18 protein-coding genes are annotated in these 24,487 nt (G+C 47.8%); 9 read left to right on the forward strand and 9 right to left on the reverse strand.

Annotated features, from left to right (window positions below; genetic code table 11):
• Nucleotides 1-2 precede the first annotated feature (2 nt).
• From ABIX36_RS22325 to ABIX36_RS22360, 8 genes are all read right to left on the reverse strand, one after another.
• On the reverse strand, nucleotides 3-3,368 hold the full coding sequence (locus ABIX36_RS22325) for a TonB-dependent receptor (protein WP_348084384.1): 3,366 nt from the start codon (nucleotides 3,366-3,368) through the stop codon (nucleotides 3-5).
• A 186-nt stretch (nucleotides 3,369-3,554) separates the two neighbouring features.
• Nucleotides 3,555-4,646, reverse strand: a complete 1,092-nt coding sequence (locus ABIX36_RS22330; protein WP_348084385.1) for a FecR domain-containing protein — start codon at nucleotides 4,644-4,646, stop codon at nucleotides 3,555-3,557.
• 86 nt (nucleotides 4,647-4,732) lie between these two features.
• Entirely contained in the window at nucleotides 4,733-5,266 is a 534-nt protein-coding gene (locus ABIX36_RS22335; protein WP_348084386.1) for an RNA polymerase sigma-70 factor, read from the reverse strand.
• A gap of 442 nt (nucleotides 5,267-5,708) precedes the next feature.
• Nucleotides 5,709-7,001 (reverse strand): Ig-like domain-containing protein, encoded by a 1,293-nt coding sequence (locus tag ABIX36_RS22340; protein ID WP_348084387.1) that lies wholly within the window; start codon nucleotides 6,999-7,001, stop codon nucleotides 5,709-5,711.
• A 309-nt stretch (nucleotides 7,002-7,310) separates the two neighbouring features.
• The gene (locus tag ABIX36_RS22345; protein WP_348084388.1) at nucleotides 7,311-7,538 is read right to left on the reverse strand and encodes a hypothetical protein; all 228 of its coding nucleotides are present in this window, start codon (nucleotides 7,536-7,538) and stop codon (nucleotides 7,311-7,313) included.
• Nucleotides 7,535-7,915: a hypothetical protein gene (locus tag ABIX36_RS22350; protein WP_348084389.1), complete on the reverse strand. Its 381-nt coding sequence runs from the start codon at nucleotides 7,913-7,915 to the stop codon at nucleotides 7,535-7,537. The genes ABIX36_RS22345 and ABIX36_RS22350 overlap by 4 nt, the downstream gene beginning before the upstream one ends.
• Nucleotides 7,916-7,930: 15 nt before the next feature.
• Complete coding sequence (locus ABIX36_RS22355; protein WP_348084390.1) at nucleotides 7,931-8,548, reverse strand: transposase; 618 nt, start codon at nucleotides 8,546-8,548, stop codon at nucleotides 7,931-7,933.
• A 115-nt stretch (nucleotides 8,549-8,663) separates the two neighbouring features.
• The gene (locus tag ABIX36_RS22360; RefSeq protein ID WP_348084391.1) at nucleotides 8,664-10,040 is read right to left on the reverse strand and encodes an aspartate kinase; all 1,377 of its coding nucleotides are present in this window, start codon (nucleotides 10,038-10,040) and stop codon (nucleotides 8,664-8,666) included.
• Between the two features lie 676 nt (nucleotides 10,041-10,716).
• Between ABIX36_RS22360 and ABIX36_RS22365 the strand changes: the two genes are divergently transcribed.
• Genes ABIX36_RS22365 through ABIX36_RS22380 form a run of 4 tightly spaced genes read left to right on the forward strand, consistent with a single transcriptional unit; the run spans nucleotide 10,717 to nucleotide 19,912 of the window.
• On the forward strand, nucleotides 10,717-12,027 hold the full coding sequence (locus tag ABIX36_RS22365) for an MBL fold metallo-hydrolase (RefSeq protein ID WP_348084392.1): 1,311 nt from the start codon (nucleotides 10,717-10,719) through the stop codon (nucleotides 12,025-12,027).
• Nucleotides 11,948-18,583 carry a hypothetical protein gene (locus tag ABIX36_RS22370; RefSeq protein ID WP_348084393.1) on the forward strand — a complete coding sequence of 2,212 codons (6,636 nt, stop codon included), beginning with the start codon at nucleotides 11,948-11,950 and terminating at the stop codon, nucleotides 18,581-18,583. Before ABIX36_RS22365 ends, ABIX36_RS22370 begins: the two co-directional genes overlap by 80 nt.
• Before the next feature lie 2 nt (nucleotides 18,584-18,585).
• Entirely contained in the window at nucleotides 18,586-19,092 is a 507-nt protein-coding gene (locus ABIX36_RS22375; protein ID WP_348084394.1) for a hypothetical protein, read from the forward strand.
• Nucleotides 19,093-19,096: 4 nt separating this feature from the next.
• Nucleotides 19,097-19,912, forward strand: coding sequence for a hypothetical protein (locus ABIX36_RS22380; RefSeq protein WP_348084395.1), 816 nt, complete (start codon nucleotides 19,097-19,099; stop codon nucleotides 19,910-19,912).
• Between the two features lie 556 nt (nucleotides 19,913-20,468).
• Here ABIX36_RS22380 and ABIX36_RS22385 read toward each other — a convergent pair.
• Entirely contained in the window at nucleotides 20,469-20,975 is a 507-nt protein-coding gene (locus ABIX36_RS22385; RefSeq protein WP_348084396.1) for a hypothetical protein, read from the reverse strand.
• Nucleotides 20,976-21,293: 318 nt separating this feature from the next.
• Between ABIX36_RS22385 and ABIX36_RS22390 the strand changes: the two genes are divergently transcribed.
• The 5 genes from ABIX36_RS22390 to ABIX36_RS22410 all read left to right on the forward strand — a co-directional run bounded on the left by ABIX36_RS22390 (nucleotide 21,294) and on the right by ABIX36_RS22410 (nucleotide 24,425).
• On the forward strand, nucleotides 21,294-21,566 hold the full coding sequence (locus ABIX36_RS22390) for a hypothetical protein (RefSeq protein WP_348084397.1): 273 nt from the start codon (nucleotides 21,294-21,296) through the stop codon (nucleotides 21,564-21,566).
• 21 nt (nucleotides 21,567-21,587) lie between these two features.
• Complete coding sequence (locus ABIX36_RS22395; protein ID WP_348084398.1) at nucleotides 21,588-21,851, forward strand: hypothetical protein; 264 nt, start codon at nucleotides 21,588-21,590, stop codon at nucleotides 21,849-21,851.
• Between the two features lie 33 nt (nucleotides 21,852-21,884).
• The gene (locus ABIX36_RS22400; protein WP_348084399.1) at nucleotides 21,885-22,145 is read left to right on the forward strand and encodes a helix-turn-helix domain-containing protein; all 261 of its coding nucleotides are present in this window, start codon (nucleotides 21,885-21,887) and stop codon (nucleotides 22,143-22,145) included.
• Between the two features lie 63 nt (nucleotides 22,146-22,208).
• Nucleotides 22,209-23,042 (forward strand): NAD(P)-dependent oxidoreductase, encoded by an 834-nt coding sequence (locus ABIX36_RS22405; RefSeq protein WP_348084400.1) that lies wholly within the window; start codon nucleotides 22,209-22,211, stop codon nucleotides 23,040-23,042.
• 138 nt (nucleotides 23,043-23,180) lie between these two features.
• Nucleotides 23,181-24,425, forward strand: coding sequence for a PAS domain-containing protein (locus ABIX36_RS22410; protein ID WP_348084401.1), 1,245 nt, complete (start codon nucleotides 23,181-23,183; stop codon nucleotides 24,423-24,425).
• The last annotated feature ends 62 nt before the right edge of the window (nucleotides 24,426-24,487 follow it).

Raw genomic sequence — 24,487 nt, forward strand, 5'->3', positions numbered from 1 at the left:
TTTTATAGTTTAACTGTTAAACCGAATGTAATTGTTCTAACCGATGGGTATTGCGCCACATCAACGCCTCTTTGCAGGTTTCCGGCGGTGTAACCCAGCTCCGGCGTGTATCCCTTGTAATTGGTAATGATGAACACGTTTTGGCCCGACGCATACAACCTCACACTATTTAACGAAGCCTTTTTAGTCCATGCTGAAGGAAGTGTATAACCCAGCGTTACATTTTTAAGGCTAAAGTAATTGCCGCTCTCTACAAACAGGTCTGATGTGCGGTAATTATCATTAGAAGGATCTAACGACAAACGCGGTATGGTGTTACTGGTACCGGCACCCGTCCACCTGTTTAAAGTTTCGGCATACAGGTTAAAAGGGTAAGTTGGGTCTATACCCTGCATCCTGTCGGCATTGTACAAGCTTACGCCAAACACGCCCGTAAAATTTGCAGACAGATCAAACCCTTTGTAAGATACGCTGCCCTGTAAACCGGCAGTTACATTAGGGTTGGGGCTACCCAGGATGGTGCGGTCGTTACCATCTATCAAACCATCGCCGTTAAGGTCGCGAAAGCGAACATCACCGGGCTTTATATTCCCCTTGCGCGAATCGTTTGCAAGTGCCGGGTCGCTGTCTATCTCGGCTTGTGTTTGGTACAATCCGTTGGTTCTGAAGCCATAAAATGATGCGATAGGCTGCCCCTGGTAGGTACGGGATATTTCCCGGCTGGAGCGGCCGTATACCACTGTATTAAAAAAAGTGCCTTCGCCGTTAAGTCTCGTTACCTTATTTTTAATGAACGAAGCGTTGGCACCAACCGAGTATCGCACCTTATCGCCGCCCTGATAATTCAGTTCAACCTCCACACCACGGTTATTCATAGTGCCTATGTTTTGGTCCGGGATAGTTACCGAGCCGGCAGAACCTACGGTAGGTGCCGGGATAAGCATATCTTTAGTATCCTTATTAAACCAGGTAATGGTGGTATTTAATTTACTGTTTAAAAACCCGGCTTCGAGGCTGATGTTGGTCATCACCGCGCGTTCCCAGGCAATATCCGGGTTAGCTATACTGGTAACCGCAGCACCGCTTACACCCGTACCGCCAAATGCATACCCGCCGTTTTCGTAAGTACTGCCAATTTTGATTAAGCTTAAATACTGGTACGGCCTCACGTTTTGGTTACCCAGTTCGCCATAGCCGCCGGTTAGCTTAAGGTTGCTTATCCATCCGATATCTTTTATAAATTGCTCGTTAGATAACCTCCAGCCTAATGAAAATGCCGGGAAATAGCCCCATTGATTTCCCTTGGCGAATCTTGAAGACCCATCTGCACGGAAGGTTACCGTGGCCAGGAAGCGGCTGTCGTAATCATAAAACACCCTGGCAAAACCCGATTGCAAAGAAGATGGCTGAGGCTGGATGCTGGTATTGAATTGTGCATTACCCGTACCCAATACGCGTTGGTCAGGAGCGGTATCGTCATATCCGAGCCTTGAAGCGCTAAAACCGTAATCTTTAAAGTTTTGGTAAGAATAACCACCGGTGAAAGTAAGGTGGCTTTTGCCAAACACTTTGTCATAAGTAAGGAACGATTCCAGCAGTTGCGATGATATTTCCTCTTCGGTTTGGGTTAACGCCGATGTGGTATTTTGCCTCACCTGGTTTACATCTGCTATGTTAAAATTATAACTGCGGTTGAATGTTCCGTCAAATGCATAGTTAACACGCAATTTTAATTCTTTCAGGAAACTGATCTCCGCAAAGGCGTTAGCCAGCGCACGGTATTTTTTGTTATACCTGTCGGCTTGCTGAATAGTGGAGTAAGGACTATTGATATCCCCTAACTCCGAATTTGCTTTAGCGGTACCATAGGTACCATCGTCATTAACCAGTGGTATAGCAGGGTTAAAACGTAACGCTGAAAAAATGAGGCCGGTTTGCGAGTTATTATTATCAAAGCCATTTGTTTGGCCGTATGATAGCTGGATGTTTTCGCCCAGTTTAAACCAGGGTTTAATTTTATGCTCGGAGTTGATACGGGTGCTAACGCGTTTAAAGTCCGACTTATCGATGATCCCTTTCTCATTATAAATAGAGGTAGAGAAGTAGTAGTTAGATACATCGTTACCACCCTGTATATTTACATCGCCGTTGGTAACACGACCTGTACCCATAATGGCGCGTTGCCAATCGGTACGCTGTGTGGCGTAATAATTGTTATTCCAAAGGTCATTGATCGGTACACCATCGTTGGTATAACGCTCCCTTTTCAATTTATACAGATCGGACGCGGTTAGCAGGCTAAGATATTTAGCAGGGTTAGAGAAACCGTTGTAAAAATTAACCGTAGTATTTAATTTTTGATTGTAGCTGCCTTTTCTGGTCGTAACCAAAACTACACCATTTGCCGCGCGTGTACCGTAAATAGCACTTGAGGATGCGTCTTTTAATATATCAACCGAAGCAATATCATTGGGGTTAATATCGCTCAAAGCATCCGGGTTACTGGTTGGCACGCCATCGATAACAATAAGCGGGTTGGCATCATTTATGGTACCGGTACCGCGTATCCTGATGCTCGGTGCTGCGCCCGGCGAACCATCGTTACGTACAATATTTACACCGCTTGCCCGGCCTTCTAATGCTTGTGCGGCCGAGCTTACCGGCAGGTTTTGAAAATCGCTGCCTTTAATACTAGCTACCGAACCGGTGATATCAATTTTTTTACTGGTACCGTAACCTACAACCACAACTTCTTTAAGTGCGGCGGGCAGCTCTTCCATTGTAATGGTTAAAGTTTCGCTGCCGCTTATCTGAACGATCTTTTTTACGTAACCAATATAAGTTAATTCCAGTACGCTATTATCCGGCGCGTTCAGGCTAAAGTTACCGTTAACATCCGTTATAATACCAATGGTGGTTCCCTGGATTTTAACGCTTACGCCAATCAGCGGCTGGCCCGCTTTATCAACCACCTTCCCTTTAACCATTATTTGGCTGCTGGCTTCATCAGGTGTAGTGATGATGACTACATTATTTTCGGCCAGTTTGTAGGTAAGTTTGTTATCCATAAGAAATGCCAGGATCTGATCGATCGTCGCATCTTTTACATTCAGATCAACCTTACCCAGTTTTTTAACCGAGGTATAGTTGTAAAAAAAGCGGTATTCGCTTTGTTTTTGAATTTTTGTGAGTATGTTGCTCACATCGGTTTGCTTTACGTTGAGCGTAAACTTTTGCTGTGAATAGACCTTAGCAGACACCTGCAGGCATGTAACCATAATTAGAAAGAAAACCGCTTTCATCAGCAAAATAACTTTAAGGCATACAGGGGCACCATGACAGGCAAATACCCTTCTTGTTTTTTTCATTACATTTGTTTTGAAAATTAATGGATAGAGTAAGTGTGCTAAACTCCTTACTCTTAATAATAAAATCCCGGATTTTTGCAGGGAAGAGCGCCAACTCTTCCCTTGCTTATTTTATAGGGACCAATCAGGAATCGGGTAAGTAAAGATTTTTCTCCATGCGTATAGTTTAATTTGTTTATAAAATTTTTATTTGTCCAATCGGCTGATGTAAACGGTATCACCCGTAATTCTCCATTCAAATGCAGTGATCTGTTTCAGTATCAACATTGCGCTTTGCAAATTCTCATCTTTTAACACCCCGCTTAGCTGTTCTTTTTTAAGTGCTTCGTCTTTAAATACAATATTTACTTTGTACTTACGCTCCATACTTACTGCAACATCTTCAAAATCAATATTGGTGAAAACCAGCTTATTCTCCAGCCACGCTTTTTCCTGGTATTCATCATTATCAACCACCGGAAGGACCGATAGCTCGTACTTAAGCTTAGCAGCATCTTTTGGGCGTTTAGCCGCACGGTTTGCCGGCGCGGCATCGTTCAATACAGTTAGTTTTTCCCGCGGAGCCAAAACTATATTCCGCTCGGCATCACCATTCAGTTCTATTTGTACTTTGCCTTTAAACAAGGTAGTTTCGGCTTTTTTATCTTCTCTATAAGCCTTTACATTAAACACCGTACCCAACACCTTTACAGTAAGCGCGGCCGTATGTACCATAAATGGTTTTTTTGCATTTTTAGTTACCCGGAAAAACCCTTCGCCGTCAAGTGTAACTTCGCGTCGTTCGCCGGTAAATTTTTCGGGATACCAAAAGTGGCTGCCTGCGTTTAGCTTCACCAGGGTCCCATCAGCTAGGGAGATGGCAAAGGTTTGGCCATAAGGCACATCTATACGGTGCTTAACAATAACTAATGAAAGCTTGTTATTCGCTGCAGGACGGTAAAACAGCATGCCGGCAACACCTATCACCAATACCGCTGCTATACCGGCCGCCCATTTCAAATATTTGCTTATCGGCACAATTCTTTCCGCACCGGAATCCTGTATGTCTTCAGCAGTCCTGATATTGACCCACAGCGCGTCAAGCTTTGTGTTGATATCGCTTTGCTGCAAGTTGGCATCAGTATGTGGCAATCCGCTTTTAAGTTCGCGGGTTAGATCCTGCATTTTTTTAAAATGCGGATATTGCGCCAAAAAGCCTTCAAGCTCTTTTAGTTCTTCTTTGCTGGCCGATTTGTCCAGACTTTTTGCCATCAACTCAATAAACCTCGATTTTCCCATGGTTAGTCACTCTATTGCAAGGACACGCATTGGCAACATTTTTCCTAAAAGAATTTTAAATAAATTTCCACAGCCACCGGGCGGGGCTATTTGATCGTAGCTTCCAGTTTTTTCAGGGCTATAGCTAATTGGGCAAAAACGGTTTTTGGCGACAGATCGAGCACCTGCGCAACTTCGTTACATGAAAGGCCGTCTTCTTTCACCATTTTAAATATCATTTTGCATTTGGGGGGCAACTCATCCACAGCACGCAAAATACTATTGTGAAGCTGCTTGGAAATAAGCAGTTGCGAAGGGTCCGCAGCGAGCTGAAAGTAATAGGCCTGGTTTACATACTTCTCGTTAAGTTGTTTGGTGTTTTGGCTGCGGATGGCATTCAGGCAGGCGTTTTTCACCGCTACGTACAAATATACTTGCACATTTTTAATTACAGGCAGCTTATGCCTGCCTAACCAAATCTTAAGAAAAACATCCTGCACAATTTCTTCTGCCGGTTCCTTATCGCCAAAAAAAGAAAAAGCATACCTATACAAATTAACGTATTGTAGCTTATACAACTCGTTGAAAGCCGATTCATCGCTGTTATATTGAATAAGATATAGTAACTCTGCTATTGTCAATTGATCAGGGGTTCAAACTTATAGCTAAACAATATTAAAGTTGTACTTAAAAGACCCTAAACTACAAAATGTATAAATATTAATATGGATTATTAGTTATTGACCTGCAAGGTAACAGGTCGTATTCGGTGTTCACAAATTAGGTTGGCTGGTCGCTAACGTGTCTTCCCTGTTAACATCGCAATAACCGCTCTTTCTGGATGCCCATCTTATTCGCCGGGACACCCGCCTGGTATTGTTACAGGCGAACAGTGATCACCGCAAAGCATGGAAGCCAAGCTGAAACCGAATTAACGGGGACATATCAGGGACATTTCTAAATATGCACAGTCCGTCCGGTTAAAATAACGTATTTTTATGCTTCTATTACTGGTAGGCACCTCTTACCATTGTGATAAGGTTTCCTCTAAAAATATAAATGCATTTATGTATAAATGATATATCATTGCACATTAAACTGAACCAGATACTCTTTTAGTGGATATCCGTTTTGAGACTTAAAGCCTTTGCCGGTAATCTTGAAATTATAGCTTTTTCCTGCCTGTAGCGAAAGCTTGACTTTAAATGACTTCATATCATCTGTAAAGCCAATTACATCGGTTAAAGGAAAATGTTCTTTACCTCCTTCGCCGAAAGAAATAGACACACCTTTACCCATTGGTTCAGAAAAGTTAAAAGTGAGTTCGTTTAGGGTTGCCGACACATTTTGTTGTGAATTAATTGCTGGATATATGCTTGATATAAACGGTTGTAACTTTTCAAATTCCGTTAATAATTGTTGCTTGTTGACTGGTTTCTTGAAATACTCTGACTGATCAAGGAAATCTACTACTTGTTGCTCATTGCTATAGTCCAACTCTATTATGTTTCTGATAGCTTGTTCTTTGTTTGAATGTTGCTGATAATAGGCCTTGCAAATGGCATAACCTATAAAGTAGCCCAAATCTGCATGGGAGTTATTAGTACCATTGTATAACCATAGGCCTGTGGCAGTACTAAACATATCAATGTTGAATTTTTGTTTCAATTCCTTTTCATGTTCCCTGCCATAGATTACGTAAGCACTGGTATTTGGAGTTTTTGTTACCAGTTCTGCTATGAAGTCTGCGGCGCCTTCTCTTATACATTGTACGAGTACTGTGTTGCCTCCCAGCTTTTGTTGGGTATGTACGTATTCGTGAATATTCAGGCCAACAATGTTCGAGATTTGTTGATTTTTAAAAACAGTTTTCAACCAATCACCGAGTTCCGAAGCATCAGTGTGATTATCAGCTGTCGCTATTTCCGCGCCAACTAAAACCATATCACCTGTAGTAGTACCGCCCGAACGCAACCCGCCAATCGTGAAATACATTTTAGCCGGTCGCATTTCAGGATACATTTTTTTTAATGTTTCAACGGCAGTTGTAATCAAATTTACCTGGCCTTTCACCGATAAAGTGTTGGCTTTAATGCTTAGCCAAAATTTAGGATATTTGTTAATGAGTTCGACCCACAACTTAGCATCATAGTCCCGCGCTTGCATAAACGCTTTTAGGCCTTCGGAGCCTTTGTCCACGTAGAGTTTCTGAACAAACTGCACTTGCTTAGCTGTATCGTTTGTAGAGCGTACACTGTCAAAAGCACTCCAAAACCTATCTATATCTGAGGTATATACAATGGTATTTTTTTGATGCTGAGCTTGCACAAAAAATGGAAAAATAATGGCAATCGCTAAAATGTATAATCGTTTCATATTCGTGGGTAAGACGCTTCCTTCAAGATAGATGTTACAACTTTATTTAAATAAGTTGCTAAACCCCTAAATGCTTTAGGACCTTAATTCAAAAGCAGAACAACTATGACAAAAGCTATCAAATCTGATTAAAAAAGCACAAGGTGACTAAGAGTAATAATCAAAGCAACACCATTTTTTCTGTCACTCAATTTTAATAAATAAGTTTCCTCTGCGTTCTCATGGAACAAGCCTGGGTGCTATCTACAGTTTTGGCAGCTTAGGTTTCAGACTTTTTGTTCTATTACCTTTTTCGTCCTTTTAGTGTTTTCAATCAATATTGGTTTGAGGCCACGAAAGCTTTGCGTTATGATACAATGCTGCTTTAGCCTGCAAGTCCACAAAGTGAGCTATGCCCTTTTCTTTGTAAATAGTCAGTGTTTCTAATGTGTTATATACCACTTTGAGCAATCTTCTTGCAACAGCCACAATAGCTTTTTGCGCCTTCATGCGCTTGCGTAACTTATCGAATAAAGCATGCCAATAGGAATCTTTCATACGAACAGCGGCCCATGCCGCGCCAACAATGGCAACACGTAAATAACTGTTACCCTTTTTAATTGATGTGTTTTTTCGCTTACCTGCACTCTCATTGTTTCCGGGCGCAATGCCGCACCACGCTGTAAAATGGTCAGAGATGGAAAACGGCTCATATCTTTTCCGGCTTGGCTGATAATGATTTCTGCTGATTTATTACCTATGCCGCTGATGGTATCGAGGCATTCGAATGCCTGTGCATAATGCTCACTGATTATTTCAGTAATTGATTTGTCTAAAAAATCGACTTGTTTTTGAACATGATCATAATCTTCCAACAGCATTTGTAGTTGAGTAAGGTGATAGCCTTGTAATGTGCCATCCAACGCTTTGATCAATAGGTCTTTCTTCGACTATACTTTACCTCGGGCGCAATTAAGTAATTGTTCCTGATCCGTAACTCCTTTGGCTAATAACCGTATCATATCCATAGCAGATAATGTATGGATCGAACCGATTACAGAACGTAGTTTGATGTTATTGCTTTCCAGTATCTTAAGTAAACGGATCCTTATTCTGTTGAGCTGCCAAGTGTAGAACAATCGATTTCTGCAATAATCCCTGATTATCCGCTGGGTGTTATCCGGCATAAAGCTTGGCCGCACTAATCCATGCAACAATAATGTACAAAGCCATTTGGCATCTTTGCGATCAGTCTTCCGCTTCGGCATCTGCTTGATATGAACAGAATTTGCCACAATGACTTCAATACCCACTTCGGTAAGTATGGCGTAAAGACTCATCCAATAAATACCCGTGCTTTCCATCAGGCAATGATGAATATCGTTTTCCTGTAACCAGTCCCTGATCTCTTTGAGTTCACAGGTGTAAGTACCAAATTCCCTGAACTCCTGATTGCTGCCATCCTTACAAGATATAAAACCGACGATCTTGTCTTTGTGCATGTCCAAACCACAGGCCCTGTCTAATTGAGGCATAATGTTCACATCTTCAATTACTTGTTGTTTCATAAATATCCTCCGTTGATTGTCTACGAAATACATTTTTATGAGTCCGGGTGTTTTTGGAAATCATAATACTTAGGTTAAAGCCTCCGAACAGCGAGTGTTAGGGGGCTTAATTCTTTTACCCGACAGTTTGATTCAACGCGACAATAGCCGTTTTAAATTGTTCCCTTGCGATCAGGAACTGGATATTTACTTTTCGCAGGGCAAAGCCGGCGCTGACAATATTGATATCGTTTTTGGCTAAAGCAGTAGCTGCTTTGGCCAAAAGGCCAGGTTGGTCCATATTACTGCCAAGCAGGCAAACCATCGCAACAGGCTCGACAGATATCTTTTCAAAAAGCGATTGCAGATCAGTGATGAGCTCTTCCCTGAAATCCGCTTCCCAGATGACGATGGAAATGCTATTCGCGCTGGTCGTTTTGAAGGTATAGCTGACACCGTGTTTATAGAACAATTGCATGATCTGTAAATCACTGCCGACATTGCCAACCATCAAAGGGTCAAATACATCGATAAGGGTCAGTTTATCGATGCCGGTGATGACCTCGACCCGCTTCAAGGTCGATACATAGGAGCGGGTGATCAGGGTACCGGGATGAGCAGGCTCAAAGGTGTTTTTGATGCGCAGGTTGATGCCCGCCATTTCTAAGGGCTTGGATGCCTTGGGGTGAATGGCTTCCATTCCTACATCGGCCAATTGGTCTGCAATATCATAGTTCGTATTGCCAACGGGTTTGCAGTTTTCGATACCTACCAATGCCGGGTCAGCCGTCGACAGGTGATACTCTTTATGGATGATCGCTTCTTCCGGTTTTAAAACTTCCGCGATCTTGCTGAAGGTCACTTCGGAATAGCCGCGGTCAAATTCCCGCATGATCCCTTCTGTACCCTTGGCGTAGCCGGTAACGATACAGATGCAGTTGGCGAGGTCTATATCCACAAACGCATCTTTAATGCGCTGGTCGATAGTAAAGGGTCTTTGGTCATCAAATCCGCTCAGGTCGATAAATAAGGCATTTAAGCCTTTACCCTGCAATATATTGGTCAATACGAAGGCGGAGTGTGACTCGCCTAAGGAAGCCAGGATCTCGCGGGCCGCCTGCAGGATGCCGTCACGGCTTACATAACCTGATGCGAGGACCTGGACGAGGTTCTCCAGGTAAGCTTTCGCTTTACTCACGTGTGCCTCGACAAACTGGTTGGCGGCATCCAGGTCAATACCAAGCGCGGCGTATCCGGCGTTGATCTCTTTCAGCTTTAGGATAACATCCTCCAGTGAACGGTAGAAACCTGTGCCATTAACGATATGGTGGTACACACCGGGCTTGCCTGTCTTTTTATCTTCCAGCAGCCAATTGGTTACGCCGGAAAACGCGGACACGACAAACACGCGGTTGTTAAACGTTTCTTTCGTTCGTTCGAAATAGATAATATTTTGAATGACCTCGTTCAATGCACTCATGGATGTGCCGCCAATTTTCTCTACAGTAAGCATAGGGTTAGGGGGTATTAACGGAGCGAAAGTACTAATTTCAAGAATGGAACACTGGTTTTATGTTCTTAGTTACAGCCCGGAAGCCATTTCTGTCATTGATCTCCATAATGCTTTGATAAAAAGATGCATAGCCTTTTTGTCTTCCAGGTAATAATGCAGCCCCTGTTCCTGGTTCTTCGAACCACTTATGCCCGATGTACTAAAGGAATAACCCGCGCGGACTTTTTCCGCCTCTCCCTGATAATCACAACCTCATGTTGTTGCACCCGCATGCGGTGCAAGGAATTGGGATCTCCCGCAAAAACCCCTGATCATCAGCACCCTCCCCAAAACAGATTCCGGTGAAAGGGCTTTTCAGCGAAGCTTATGGCACAATTGCAATAAATATAGGATTGCGCTAAAATGATCAGGGTAGATTCCGGACTTCATTTGGCTGGTGTGGTTAACTTAAGATTAAATCGTTCGCAGCGGTTACGTTTAAAAAAGCTTTTTTAGCCCTTCAAAAAAGGTTGTTTTTATCTTTTTTGAATACGATCCAAACTGCGATATTGCGGTATAGTAAAGATCATTGCGGAAGTATCTTATCAGGCAATGACGCTTTCCTGTTACTTAATCTATTTAAGCCGAAGCTGTCGTCTCTTGCGAGTTTACCTTTTTATAACCCTACCTCATTTTTATGACTTCACGATGTGTAATCTATGCCCGGCTTTTTCTGCCCCTGTTTTTTTGTTGTTTTTGGCGAGCCGGTTTTGCCCAGGGCTCGCTCGAGATCTACCAGCTCCGGGCGGGCCAGGCCGATGCGGCGATCCTGGTGACGCGGCTTACCGCTAACGGTCCGGTAAATAAGATCGTCGTCATTGACGCGGGCCTTAAACGGTCAAGTTATAACGATATGCCGGTGAAATATCTCCAGAATGAACTCGGATGCCGGGATAAGGATATCGATATCGCGGTCGTCAGTCATTACCATAGCGATCATATCGGTGGTTTTCAGGATTATATGGGTTATCTCAAGGGAGCCGGCCATAAGATCTTAAAAATGATCACGCCCGGTGGTGCAGAATATATATCGCTGGTCCATCAGCCTACCGGGGAAGATGACTGGGGGCCGATGATCGATAATAGCAGGACGTTGCAGTCTTTTTTGAAGAACGCCAAGAATCCGGATTTTGTGAAAGAACTAATAGAGGTTAGCGCCGCCGCGCAAAGAGCAGGCGGAGTAAACAAGCTTTCCTATCAGATCGATGAAATTGATCATATCCCCGTGGTTATGAAGCTTGTTGCCGGCGTAGGGCGGGTCGGAACCGATGCGCAGCGGCTTATGCCACGGACTAAAAAGTTTCAGAACGCCAATAACGACTGCCTGGCCTGGGTGATCGAGTTCGGGAAATTCCGGTATTATACGGGGGGGGACCTTGGCGGAATACTAACGGCTAAGAAGGATGCCGATGACGGGACTTATATCAATCAGGAAACGGCCCTGGCCAAATACATCTCCGATACCTATACCGCTAAGCCACTTAGCCCTCTTATGGCAGGCCCGGCCGTGAAAGGCCATGTTTGCGTAATGAAAATAAATCACCACGGGAGCTCCAAAAGCAATACCCCGGGATTTTTGAACAGTTTAAGACCAACGGTTTTTGTTACATCTACGGGCGAGGGCAGGGACCAGATCCCCAGGGCATTGGTACTGAACAGGATGAGTAAAATCCTGCCGGCCATCAGTTATGATGGGGTACGGGGCGTCTTCTTTACAGACCTGGTATCACAGCTTAAAGCCAACACTTTGTTTTATAACAAGCCCGAATACGTCTATAACAAAAGCAGTGATGTCCTGATCACCGTGGTTTCGGAAAACCAGGTACAGGAAGACCAGGCCGGTACGCAGGTGACCATACCAAAGAAAATTGACCAGGAAAGCGCCTTTACGGTTACTTACCGTGATCAGGGCCAATATTGGAATTATCATTTTCAATGCCATGAGTAATCTTACCCCGATGACTTTAGCAGAGATAAAAGACTTTTGTGATCAGCAGGCGGTGGCGGAACTTTCAGCAGCCTTATTGAATACGCCGAAAAGCCAACAGTTCTTTGCCTTACTGGGCACCCCGGTAATTTCACTGGAAGATCCAAAAGCGGTTTTTTCTGCAGACAGAAAAAGCCTGTCGATAAGCGCAAAAACGAGTTGGCGCGGCCTGACCGGACTGCCGGTTACTTTGGTCTGTTATCTGGATGAACGCGGGTTGATGCAGTTTGCATTCAGTGCCTCTGCCGAACAAATCGCTATAGGCAATCTTTTACAATGGTGGGCGGTGAGCGTTAACGCGGAACTTCCCCCGTTCCATTTTCCCGCGGTAGGGATCGAAATCGATACCAAAAAGAACCTCGCGGTACTGAAGTCGACCGGCACGGTAGGGGAAAGCTGGCTTCTTTTTGGGATACCTACCCTTTCGTTGAGCAACCTGTCTTTTGTCGTTTCGTACCAGCATTTTGGTGTTCGGCAAGGTGCGACCCTTACGCTGGAGATCGGCGGGGATATGCGTGCAGGACCAAATGTTATCCGCGCCAGGGTGCTCCTGCCGCTATTAGGCAATTTCCCCAAAAAAACATATGTTTTAACGTTAAAAGGGCTTACGCCGATCAATCATGCGCTGGACGGTCTGGGCGCTTTCCTGTGCGGTGTACCACCCGGAACGCTATTGCCGCCATCATTTTCCAATGTTCCGGAGGTTTACCTGACGGAGCTGACGGCGGAACTGGATGCCGCCCAAAAGAAGATCAGCAGGGCGTTCATACAGCTGGACGTCAAAAAACCATGGTTATTGACGGAGGGACTGGCTGAATTGCAGCAGGCGAGCTTAAAGCTGACGATCGATCCGCCGGCGGGGAATTTTCTGCAGATCAAAGCGGTTATCCAAACGGGGCCAGTGCAGGCCAGTATCACGATAGACGCGGGCGCGCCCGACAGCGACTGGGAAATTAACCTTACCAGCGCGATCAAACTACCTGCGCTGAAACAGATCACCGGTTTATCGACCGCATTGGCGATGGATACCTGGCAGCTCCCGGAGAGTTTGATCAGTGAGCCGGTGGCGGTCAGGGTACAGGAACTGCGTTTCGTTTTTAACCCTGCTCAAAAGCTTATATCGGGTTTCCGTTTCGCGGCCGAAGTGAAGCAAGTTTGGGCGTTATTGCCGGGACTGCAAGTCGGTAATGGCGCCATTTGGATAGAAAAGGAAACGGGGAGCGGCTTTACCGGGGGCGTAAGTGGCCAGATCCTGATCAATGAAACGGTAACGATATACCTGGGCGGGGAGCGGACCGCGGATGGCTTTGAGCTGGAAGGGGACCTGGAAACAGAGCAGCCCGTTATGCTCCCGGACCTGATGCAAAAGCTGCTGCCGGGCTTCGAAATGCCGGAAAGCTTTTCCGCATTCGGCATCAGGGGAGGTAGCCTGAAGATCCGAACCGCGGATAAAGAACTGGAAGTTCGGGCAGATGGCCTTTACCGGGAAAAAGAATTCCGGATCGGCCTTTTTCTCGGTGCAAACAAAACATTAAAGGTCTCAATAGAAAATATAACGCTGGAGATGGCCGCGGGGCTCCTGGGTCTTCCTTATCCAGGCGACCTGCCCAACCCCAAGGTAACGCTGTTTAAGTTCAGCATCAATAAAGATGGAGAAATAGAAGCTGGCCTTAACGTCACCGACTGTTCCCCCGCGGATTCGCATGTGCAGGTTTCGGCGATCGATTTCGAATACCAGCGGACAAAATCGGGAAAGGAACAGGCAGTCAAAGCAAAACTGGCTTTCCGGGCCTCAGCCCATATTCCGGGTATACTGGATATCGATCAGTTCAACCTGGGATTTACCTGCGCACAGTCCGGAACGGCAAAGACGGCCGACTGGGAACTCCGGCAATCCCTCGAGGGGAAACTGATGGGTAGCCAGGTCAAACTAACCGCCGCTTACTCAGGGGAAAAAGGGCGTAAAAGCATCGGTCTGAAACTCGAAGGGGAACTGCCCGCGATCGGCCTGCCCGGCCTGTTCAGCCTAAAGCTCCTCTCGGGGGAGCTGCGGGTCACAAAAGCGGATAAGGAAACCCCGGCCGGGATCCGCCTGGTGGCATCGGCCAGCCTCAGCACCCCGCTTTTTACCTTCGATCAGCTGGGAACGGTTTTCTACCACGAGGGCGAGAAAACCGGGATCGCCCTGACTGCCGGCAGTGCCGATATCCGGCTCCTTGGCGAGGGTATGCCCTGGTTCACACTATGCGCCCCATCGCTGAAGGTGTCTTACGATAGCGCCGAAAAAGCCTGGGGTTGCGAGGGCGACGCCCTATTCATGGCCCGGGATATACCGGAAACGCTGCGACATATCCTGCCGGCTGAAAAGGTCAGCGCCGGGTTCGTCATCAGCCGGCAAAAGGCGGAGCTCCGTATCAGCACGGCGGATCTGATCCGTATCCCTTTGCCGCCGCAGGTGCCCGGCCTGGATATGAGCGCGATCGCCGATATCGGCGACCTGTATCTCGGGGTCAGTGCGTTCCGGGCCGATATCAGGAACAAAAAGATCACAGCGAGTGTGGCCATTGGTCTTCCTAAAAACCTGAACCATGTTTTCAAGACGGGAAAAAGCACCTTCCTGGACCTTTTTCGGGTGTATGATCCCGATGGTGCCAGGGAGACGGTGCAATTCAGCCTGAGCGCCGGTGAAGACGGCCTGGGCTTCCAACTGGAGAGTTCGCCGTTCCGGAAATTCGGAACCGTCACGAAACCGGCTGGCCGGCCTGTGCTCGACCTGGATATGGGCGATTATGGCCGGATCGAACTGCTTTTGCCGGAGTTCTCTTTGAAAACCGACGGCAGCCTGAAGGCAAGCGGCGGTTTTCATATCAAAAAGGACCTGGCGATACCCTTGCTGCCGCTGACTTTTTTGCTGCAGCAACTCGGCTTACAGGATATCGCCAAGGTGCTTCCGTCCGGTATCCCTTTAAAAGGCATTTCTTTTGTCGATAAGATCAAGACCGATCGTGGCGAACATCTCGAGTTCCGGCTGGAGAAGTTTTTTGGGCTGTTCAGTGATCCGCAAGCGATGCCGCTTCCCGCATCCGTCAAAGAAACTTTTAAAACGGTCAATCAATATCTCTCGAGGCTGCCGGACAGCTTTCTGGAGTATGCCGATATCGAGATCCCCAAAGATCTGTTCTTTCACCTGGAATTTACCCCGGCGGGCAGCTTTAAAGGCGAACTAAGCGTCAAAGATCCGGCAAGACCCGATGCGGACACCAAACCGCTGAAACTGATCCTGCCGCAGTTCCCGGTATTTGTGGGAATTCAGTTAAAGAGCTTGTCGGCCGGGGAACTGTTCGCCGGAAGCCTGTTCCGGGTCGACGTGGATGCCGTTATCGATATTTTTGATGTGCCGACGCTTGGCGCATCGCTGCTGATCGACCCGGAATTGCCGGTGGTACAGGCCCTGTTGCCTGATATCAAATCGCTCCGGCGCCAGGTCACCCTGAAAAACCTGACCACCCTGGTCATTTACCAAACCGGTATACCGGTACCCATCCCGCTGTTTTATGACAAGCTTGGGTTTTCCGCCCTTGGGCTGGACGGCACGGAGATCGTTTCTTCGTTTGAATTCCCCATGCCGTCCGTCGGCCTGGGTACGCTGAAGGACTTCGCGCTGATCTCCAGTCAGCTTGTGGGCTTTTTCCGGGACGGCAGGCCTTTTGACAGGGAGAAACTTAAAACCATCCAGTTTATCCATTTTACCGTGGGCCCGAATTTTATCCGGTTGCCGAAATATGTGGCCAAAGAAAAACCTGTTACCGGGCAAGCGATAAAAGGCCAGCTCATTGGCAGCGAAGAAGGCTTTACCATCGATCCGCTGGCCATCTTCCTGGCGGTCACTGACTCGATCAGTAAAGGGTCGGTGAACGCGCTGATCCGCAGCATAGAACTGCGGCGCCGGGTAGGAACTGTCGACATCTGTTTATTTGACGCGCTGGAGCTAAAGACCCAATACGCCTTCACTACGCCTTACGAATTTCAGGAAGAAGCTTACCAGCGCCTCGGGATCAAACCGGACGAAAGCTCCGCTTACCTCAGGTTGCTGCCGGCGCCTCGGGATTATAACGAGGAGCCCGGCACGATCCGCAAGCCGCGCATTTTGCTGCCGGAAACGGAGGGCCTGATCATTTTTATGAGTTCTTCGCTGAATTTGCAGAAGCTGCTGGATTTTAAGATAGGTTTCGCGTTGATGGCTATGGAAGAGGGCATCGGGATGGGCGGCCGGTTCGCGGGAAGGATCGCCGCCGCTGAGCCGGCGGCACCCGCCTTACTGGATATTGATCTGCAGGGCCTGATCCGCGTCGGCCCGGAAAACGGCGCTCAACTGGAGGGTGCCGGTCACTTAACACTGCTGGGGCAAAATATCGTACAGGGTGATTTTTATTTTGATAAAAACCGCCTCCGCCTGGATGGGAAATTGGGCGAAAAAGGCATGCCTTTTTACGCCAGGGGAAACCTGGAGGGCCATTTTACCAAGACGAAATTCCTTCTTGAAGGAAGTACGGAGATCGCTATACTGGGTTTCGCGTCCAAAGGCCGTTTACTGCTCGATATCCGGGAAGATGCGCAACGCTTCCTGCTGGAAGGCAAGGCGGACATCGGCCCCCTCGCGCACGTGTCTACCGGGATCGCTTATGCAAAAGACGCGGCGGCCGCCTTTATTGCAATATATTTTGACGGTTACCTCGGCCCGCTCGATCTGCAACTTAACGGCCGTTTGGCAGCAGGTCCCCGCGGGATCGCCGCCCATGGTGAGTTGATGTTTACCTTTGCCGGCGAGCCGGTTCTCCGTTGCGAATGCAGTTACACGGAACAGCAATTTACCTTCGATGGCTCGCTGGACCTGTTCCCGAAAGTTCCGAAGGAATTGCTGGAAGCAGCCGGGCAGGTGAGCGGGCGTTTTTCCCCGGAAACCTACCGGATGGAAGGGGGGATCCGTTTGCGGATCGCGGGCTTCACGATGCTGAACGCGACCTTTTTGCTGGATACGGAACAAGCGCTGCTCAGTGCGGGCTTTTCCGGCTTGCAACTCAACCTCTGGATGGAACGCGGCGACGGTGTTTTGCGTGGCAGCATGCAGGCCATCTACCTCGGAACCGCATTGGTGATCAGGAGCGCCGGCCCGGCGTCGTCCCCAGCGGCCCGCAGCCTTGGCGGCCCGGAGCTGGCCTTAAGCACAGCACCTGCCGTCCTGACCTTGTCCGGAAAGGCGCAGCTACTGGGTATGGAAACTACGCTGGAGGGGTTGAGTGTCCGGGAGGGGGCTTTTGAACTGGTTACCAGCGGCCATGCCTTCGGCCTGGTTAAAACGGATCTGCGCTTATCCTGGATCAGCCTCAGGGCGGGGGCGTCCGCAGCGATACACGGCGCGGTGCACCTGGAAGAAATCGCGGAGGAGTTGTCCGCTTATATTACCGAAGCTGCCCGGCAGATCCGCGACAGCCTGGAGCGGGCCTTCATGGACCTGGCCACGGCGCGGGAGAACGTAAAAAAAGCAGCCGAGGCAGTTGCCGAAAATATCCACGAAAAGGTAGCCGGGTTTAAAAAACAGCTGGAAGGGCAGGAGAGATTTTTAACCGAACGGCAGGCGGAAGTTAACCGTTTATCCGGGCTCATCAGTGCCTGCTATAACGAGATCGCCTCCCTCAAGGAAGAGATCGAGGGTAAAAAGCGCTGGTACAACGATTCGGGCATTTTACAAAAGGCCTATCGCTGGATCGAACTGGCGGCAGTCGTGGCCGAAAAAGGCCTGGCGATCACCCGGAACTATGCACTGGCCGGCCTGCTGGAAGGCTTGCAATACACCGCCATCGGCTTGCTGGAAGCCGCTAAAGAAGTGACCAGGGGGATCGAAAAACTGATCGGCGAGGCCGAAAAGGCGGCGGACGCCGGCCTGGAACTGTTACAGCAAGCTGCGGATCAGGCCCTGAAGAACGCCCAAAGCGCGCTGGTGATCATCTCGAACACCGTCGGGATGTTTGAAGACTGGAGCAAACGGGTGCTCGCGGCAGGCAAAGCGGTCGTGGAAATCGAATCGGCCACCTTTGACGCCTACCTCAGTAAAGCCGCCGGGGGGGAGGTGCTCCTGGAGATCAAATTGAAAATGCTTGGCGAATTCAGGGAGATACAAGTAGGCTACACGCTTTTCTCCAGGGAACACAACCTCGCCGCAATCACCCATACGCTGAAAGCCGGGACGCCAAGAGCCGATGAACTGGCCATTACGGCCAAAAGCAATGCGGTGGACGTGTTGAGCGCAGCCAAACAAATCATGGAGGTCTACGTGGACCTGACACCCGCGCAGCTCAGCGTCGCGCTGCTCCGCGGCGGTTATGAAAGGCGTTCGGAGGTACAAAAGATTGCGCTTTATGAACTTTTCGTCAAACCGGAAAAGGTGGACGTATCGGAAATAGCCGCGGCGATCATGATCGGCCAGCGCTATTTGGAATCTTATGAAAAAATGAAATAACCATGCCGGAAAACCAAGAAACAAGAGCAGCACTCGAACAGCAGTTAGATCGGCTGAACCAGGGGATACAATACATCAGGGGGCTGATCGACGCAGAACGGAACGGCCCGTCGCCGGTAAACCCCGTCAGCGATGCCGCGCAAAACGAAGCCGGGCTTGACGGGGAAATAGCAGCCGCTAAAAAGGCTATCCTCGAACATAAGGCCCTGATCATCGAAAAAACGGCGCGTTACGACGCGCTTGCCGGAGAGGAAAAAAACGACAGTTGGAGCCTCCTTACCCGGCAGCTCGAACCCAACACACAAGCGGTTATCCGCCTTCAACTGGAGATCGGGGCGCTGGAGCATCAAAAGTTTGCCGCCTTCCTCGAAAAGGAACAGGAGGAGATACGCGCCGGCCTGTCCGGCGGCCCGGTCCTGGATTCGCAGGGAGAAGATCCCCGCCTGTCTGCCGCTTATGCCGAAAAAAACGAAATTGAATACCGATTAAACCAATTAAAAACGATTTGACCACATGGAAAATCAATACCCATACGAAGAATTGATCCTGAATTTGCTGAGCCTCCACCTCAGTAATTACAAAGAAATGGGCAGCTCCCTGCGCGAGGCCATTAAAGCGTTCAACCTCTCAGCCGGTGAGCAGAACGCCAACCGATTCGGTGCCGGCCTGAACTGGCAGGAACAGGTGCGGGTGGAACGCCTGGTAGAAGTGGTCTCGGCCTATTATGAGCATTCTACCGCGCAGGAACTGGCTATTGAACTCAAGGAGGACTTCCGGTATGATGCCCCGCATGTCATCAAAGGGGTGCTCACCCAGTTCCGTATGCTGAAAGCATCCGAACTCTGCGGCATCATGCTGCATCCGCAGGTTTGCCCGGAGTTTGCAGGCGAGCCCCTGGGTATGGGGAAACTGATCAAAGCCAATCCCGTAGTAAGCTATGACGAACAGGACTTGCTGGCCGCGCTGACCCTGAACTACCCGAAACTCCCGCCGGATGAAGCAGCGGAATACGTGAACCAGATCTTTGGCAGAAAAAAGAAAGATCCGATCGCGGCGCTGGCGGGTACCTATGTGACCGACGCGAAATGGTGGGGGGCGTATTTCAGCCCGCTGGTTATCCGGGAAGACGGCGCGGTCACCCTGGGCCTTGTACCGATCAGGTACACCTACAACGACGATACAAAAAAACTACGGTTTGAACACGAGGTTTCGCCGGGGACGAACTGCTGGGGAGATGTTACTTTTGCCGCCGGCGGCCGTAGTTTCAAAGGCGGGATACAGCCGCGTCCGCAGGATGGCGGTGTTGATTTTGAGGGTAACCGGCAATAGGGGGCGAGGGCTGTTTAGCATGCGATCACCGGCAATTTTTTAGGTGACCGGAGGGAAGGTAAGCTCTTTGTGCAGCTGCATCGCATGGATAACTTTTATATGGAGCTCGTTTACGATGCGGAAAGTAATGAGATCATCCGCTATGAGGGCTTTACCAGTACGATGCGGCTGGCACCCTATGTCAAGCTCAATTAAAGATGGCTTTGGGGGCAACCAAGTTTAGTCATCTGGCCCGGATAGCTGATCACACGGCTTTCCAGCAGGCTTCTTTTCTCACCGTGCTCGTGGGCATCCAGTAACAAAGGATGATATCGCCACCAACGTTATGGTCTTTGCACTGAGTGACTATGTATTGATTATCAGTGCTTTGCATTTTAAAAAGTTCCTTATTCTACGAATGACGCATACTGTAGCGTAACTTTTGTATAGTTATTTTGTCGGTTTAATTGGGTATTAGACCGGCAATTGCTTCCATCCTTGATCTATGGAAAGAAAATGACCCGTTGCCATGTCTCATGGTTGCTATGGATGTGGTTTGCGCTAAAGTTAGCAGGCTTTACTTTTTATCGCCTATGATATAAGCCACTGCGCGTTTGATTTCCTTTCGGTTTTTATCTGATATAGGGGGAATATTTAGATCTTTCTGGCCTACAAAGCTTAAGCTGATGGCCCTGACCGCGTTATTAAGCAAAGGTATTAATTGATCAGCCTGCACCACCGCTACAAGCGACGACCTGAGAAATCCGTGGTCATCGAGTACGGTATACTTGCTAGTGTCAATCGGAAAATGGTATACGCTGTCGTTTTTAAGTTTTATGCTAATGGCCATCGTTTTTAAAATTTTCGCCGACCATCCCTCCAAAACCCTTCCTTCTACAAATTCAATCAATTTTTCATCTCCTGAAGAAAAAAAGTTTAATTGCTGCCCCATGCCGTTACCCAATAGCGTAACTGCCGATTTAATCTCCTTGCCGGTTTTTGCGTCTTGCTCGGTTTTAACGATTTGAGACCTGGACGCTGTGCTTATGGCCAGGCCAATAAGTAAAGTATAAAAGTGCTTCATATTGGTTGGTTTCGACTGTAAAAATGCTAATTTCCTTGATAAATAGCAATAATCTGTCTCCGAGACATCAAAAGCGTTATCGACAGTTTTTAGCGTTCAATTTTGCGCACTATTAATGATGATTTTTTTGAATTAATAGGTGACCCGGCCGAAAAAGAGCAGGTCAACATCGTCTATCATTCCGGGTTAAATAATCCATCAGCTCTTCACTGGGATTAAATAGTATGTGATCGCTATAGCCATCAAGGCTGATAGTCATACCAAAACTTACCATGCTCATGAGTCAAATATTAGGTTTGATTTTGTTAATTTTACGGGATGGAGACGGGAATTCCCGGATTGAGTTGCGAGGAGTTAAAACTCAAAGGGTTTAAGGTGCATGAACTGCCGGCGTCGGTGGAGGTGCCAGACAGGGCGGGTCGGCGTGATTTTTATAAGATGGGTTTGGTGAATGGCTATATGAGGATCGATTATGGTGGTCGGGTTGTAGAGATCAAAGGCACGATATTGTTTTTTGAGAATCCGGAAGTGCCGAATTCCCTGGTGAGGCGGGTGAACCGGACCGGCGGCTATGCGTGTATATTTACCTAAACTTTTATCAGCAGCCGGGAAATGCAAAACTCGCCTCTATTCGGCATTGGGGATAACCCGGTCATTTCACTGAGTGAGGAGCAGGCCTTATTTATGCGGAGTATATTCCGGAAAATGCTCACAGCCTACAATGGAGATTACCCGCATAAAAGCGATCTGATCAAAAGCTGCATCACCTTAGTGATTCACGAAGCCCTGCGGATACAACCTTCACAGCAAACCACGTCCTTTAAAAATGGCGCGGTCCGGATCACGCACTTGTTTATGGATTTGCTGGAAAGGTAATTCCCGATCGAGCGCAGCAACGACCCGCTACAGTTGCGGACGGCGCAAGACTTTGCTGCCGGGCTTTCGGTGAATGTGAATTACCTGAACCGCGCTGTAAAAGAGATCACGGGCAAACCGACCTCGGTGCATATTGCTGCACGCATCGTTGCAGAAGCGAAGGCGCTTATGTTGCATAGCGACTGGAGCGTGGCGGAAATCGCTTATGCTTTAGGTTTTGAATACCCGGCTTATTTCAATAACTACTTTAGGCGCGTGACCGGGATGACACCCAACTCTTTTCGAAAGGTTTGAAAATCATAGTTATTGGTTTGATTGTAATTGTTCAGAATGAACAATTACGTTAAACTTTGTCCTATGAAAATTTTAGTTACAGGAGCAACAGGAAAGATCGGGAGCAGGTTTGTTCCCCGCCTGATAGCCAAGGGCAATGATGTTACGATATTAGTGCGGGATGCTGCCGAAGCCTTTCCGGGAGCCAACATCGTGGTTGGCGATCTCTATGATCCCGGCACTTTGCCACCTGCGGTAGCAGGTATGGACGCGGTCATTCACCTGGCCGCCTTATTCCGCACGTTTACCGATAACGAAGGTGTCGTCAAGACCAATCATACCGGCTCGGTCGCTTTAGCCCAGGCTGCCCTAGCAGCAGCTGTTAAACGATTTATTTTTGTCAGCACCGGCAATGTATATGGTTCAGGCTATGGCCATCCGGCCAAAGAAGATGACATCGTCGATATTAATGATCCCAGGGCCTATTCGTCTAGTAAGATCGCAGCCGAACAAGCATTGCTGACACTGGAGCTGGATGTGCGCGTGCTGCGTTTAGGTTTTGTGTATGGCGACAAAGACCCGCATATCGAAGAGATCATACCCATACTGATAAACTGGGGACGCCACTCTGGTTCAAGAATACATATGGTACATCACCTGGACCTAGCGCAAGGACTATTCCTATTATTGCAACAGGATAAGCTGAACGGCGAAATATTCAATATTGTGGATGATGCCCCCATTACCCTTTATGAACTGGCTGATTCAGTCGGAAAAGCAGTCGAAATATTTGATGAAAACGAGGGCCCGCTCGTCGATCTGTTCGAAGGGATCATGGATAACGCTAAACTTCGGAAAATTGGCTTCAGGCCATTAGTACCCAGCTACTGTGTAGCCAGGAATCTGGATATATTGTAGGTATAGTCCACCCGTTATCCCGATTGACCCCTAAGGGCTATTTAAGAGTGCTCCCCGTTAATTCTTTTTTCTAATTAAACAATTGGGAATATTTTTGTTTATAACCTAAACATCTTACAACCCTGGGAACCCTTTAAAATGATGGAACTTAATAAGTTGCTCCGATTTTCGGCTGATCTGATCTGTACGATCGATGGAGCGGGCCTGTTTGCCGATGTTAGCGATGCTTCACTCGGCATTCTGGGATATTCGCCACAGGAGTTATCCGGGAGATCTTTTCAGGATCTAATTGTACCTGCGGACCTTGACGCGGCAAACCGGATAATGGCAGAACTTCTCGACGGGCAACTTACGGTGCAAATGCAGAATCGCTTTATTCATAAAAACGGGCACATCGTTTCGCTGCAATGGTCGGCTCAATATGATTCACAGGACGGTTTGGTGTATTGTATTGCTCGTAGCGGGAAGGTAACTGAGCAAGGGGAATTGATGAGGTCCTCACTGGAGGACAGCAACTTGCGTTACCAATATGTTTCCAGGGCCACTTCCGATGCGATCTGGGATTGGGATATTGTAAATGGCACCTTATACTGGGGGGAGAATTTTGAAACGATTTTCGGTTATCAGCTTGCCGGGGTTCCGTCGGGTATTGAGTCCTGGACCGCACATATACATCCGGATGACGTGCAACGCATTTTAAAAAGTATTTATGCGGAAATAGATGGGTCGGACACTAATTGGAAGGAAGAATACCGTTACCAAAAAGCGGACGGGACGTTTGCGGACGTGGTCGACCGCGGCTTTATTATCCGTGATACTGCAGGTATCGCGATCAGAATGGTTGGCGCGATGCATGATATCAGTGAGCGAAAGAAGGGTTTGAAAGAAATGAAACGCGTGACCGATGACCTTTATAAGCATAACCGGGAGTTACATGAATTTGGCTACATTGTCTCCCATAATCTGCGGTCGCCTGTCGCTAATATTATGGGTATCAGCAACCTGATGGAATTGGACAAAGACGAGCCGGAAACGATCTCGTACTGCCTGAAGAATCTAAAAAGTTCCGTATCCCGGCTGGATGAAGTCATCAAAGACCTAAGTAAGATCCTCAGTACAACGGACAGTTCAATGGACCTGATCATAGAACAGGTTGACCTCGCGGAAACGGTACGGAACATTAGAAAAGACTTGGCGGAAAAGATCGTGAGAAGCCATACTCGAATCAACATCACACCAGGCACTTTTCGCGTCTACTCGCATAAAGCGTATATCTACAGTATCTTTTTTAACCTCATCAGCAACTCCATCAAATACAGTGATTATTCCGGGGAAAGTATACCACCATTCCGCTGCAAAAGGGGCCAGCATTTTAAGGTGTAAACGAGCAGTCAAAGCTCCATCATCACTAAGCAGTGTGATTTGCAGTAAACTTAGTGATTTTT

This window comes from Mucilaginibacter sp. (assembly GCF_039925265.1).
In the GTDB taxonomy this organism is placed as follows: Bacteria; Bacteroidota; Bacteroidia; order Sphingobacteriales; family Sphingobacteriaceae; genus Mucilaginibacter.

Coding starts and splice junctions, on each gene's coding strand:
- ABIX36_RS22325 (WP_348084384.1), bottom strand. CDS start 3,368: ATGAAAAAAACAAGAAGGGTATTTGCCTGTCATGGTGCCCCTGTATGC.
- ABIX36_RS22330 (WP_348084385.1), bottom strand. CDS start 4,646: ATGGGAAAATCGAGGTTTATTGAGTTGATGGCAAAAAGTCTGGACAAA.
- ABIX36_RS22340 (WP_348084387.1), bottom strand. CDS start 7,001: ATGAAACGATTATACATTTTAGCGATTGCCATTATTTTTCCATTTTTT.
- ABIX36_RS22345 (WP_348084388.1), bottom strand. CDS start 7,538: ATGAAAGATTCCTATTGGCATGCTTTATTCGATAAGTTACGCAAGCGC.
- ABIX36_RS22355 (WP_348084390.1), bottom strand. CDS start 8,548: ATGAAACAACAAGTAATTGAAGATGTGAACATTATGCCTCAATTAGAC.
- ABIX36_RS22360 (WP_348084391.1), bottom strand. CDS start 10,040: ATGCTTACTGTAGAGAAAATTGGCGGCACATCCATGAGTGCATTGAAC.
- ABIX36_RS22365 (WP_348084392.1), top strand. CDS start 10,717: ATGACTTCACGATGTGTAATCTATGCCCGGCTTTTTCTGCCCCTGTTT.
- ABIX36_RS22375 (WP_348084394.1), top strand. CDS start 18,586: ATGCCGGAAAACCAAGAAACAAGAGCAGCACTCGAACAGCAGTTAGAT.
- ABIX36_RS22380 (WP_348084395.1), top strand. CDS start 19,097: ATGGAAAATCAATACCCATACGAAGAATTGATCCTGAATTTGCTGAGC.
- ABIX36_RS22385 (WP_348084396.1), bottom strand. CDS start 20,975: ATGAAGCACTTTTATACTTTACTTATTGGCCTGGCCATAAGCACAGCG.
- ABIX36_RS22390 (WP_348084397.1), top strand. CDS start 21,294: ATGGAGACGGGAATTCCCGGATTGAGTTGCGAGGAGTTAAAACTCAAA.
- ABIX36_RS22395 (WP_348084398.1), top strand. CDS start 21,588: ATGCAAAACTCGCCTCTATTCGGCATTGGGGATAACCCGGTCATTTCA.
- ABIX36_RS22405 (WP_348084400.1), top strand. CDS start 22,209: ATGAAAATTTTAGTTACAGGAGCAACAGGAAAGATCGGGAGCAGGTTT.
- ABIX36_RS22410 (WP_348084401.1), top strand. CDS start 23,181: ATGATGGAACTTAATAAGTTGCTCCGATTTTCGGCTGATCTGATCTGT.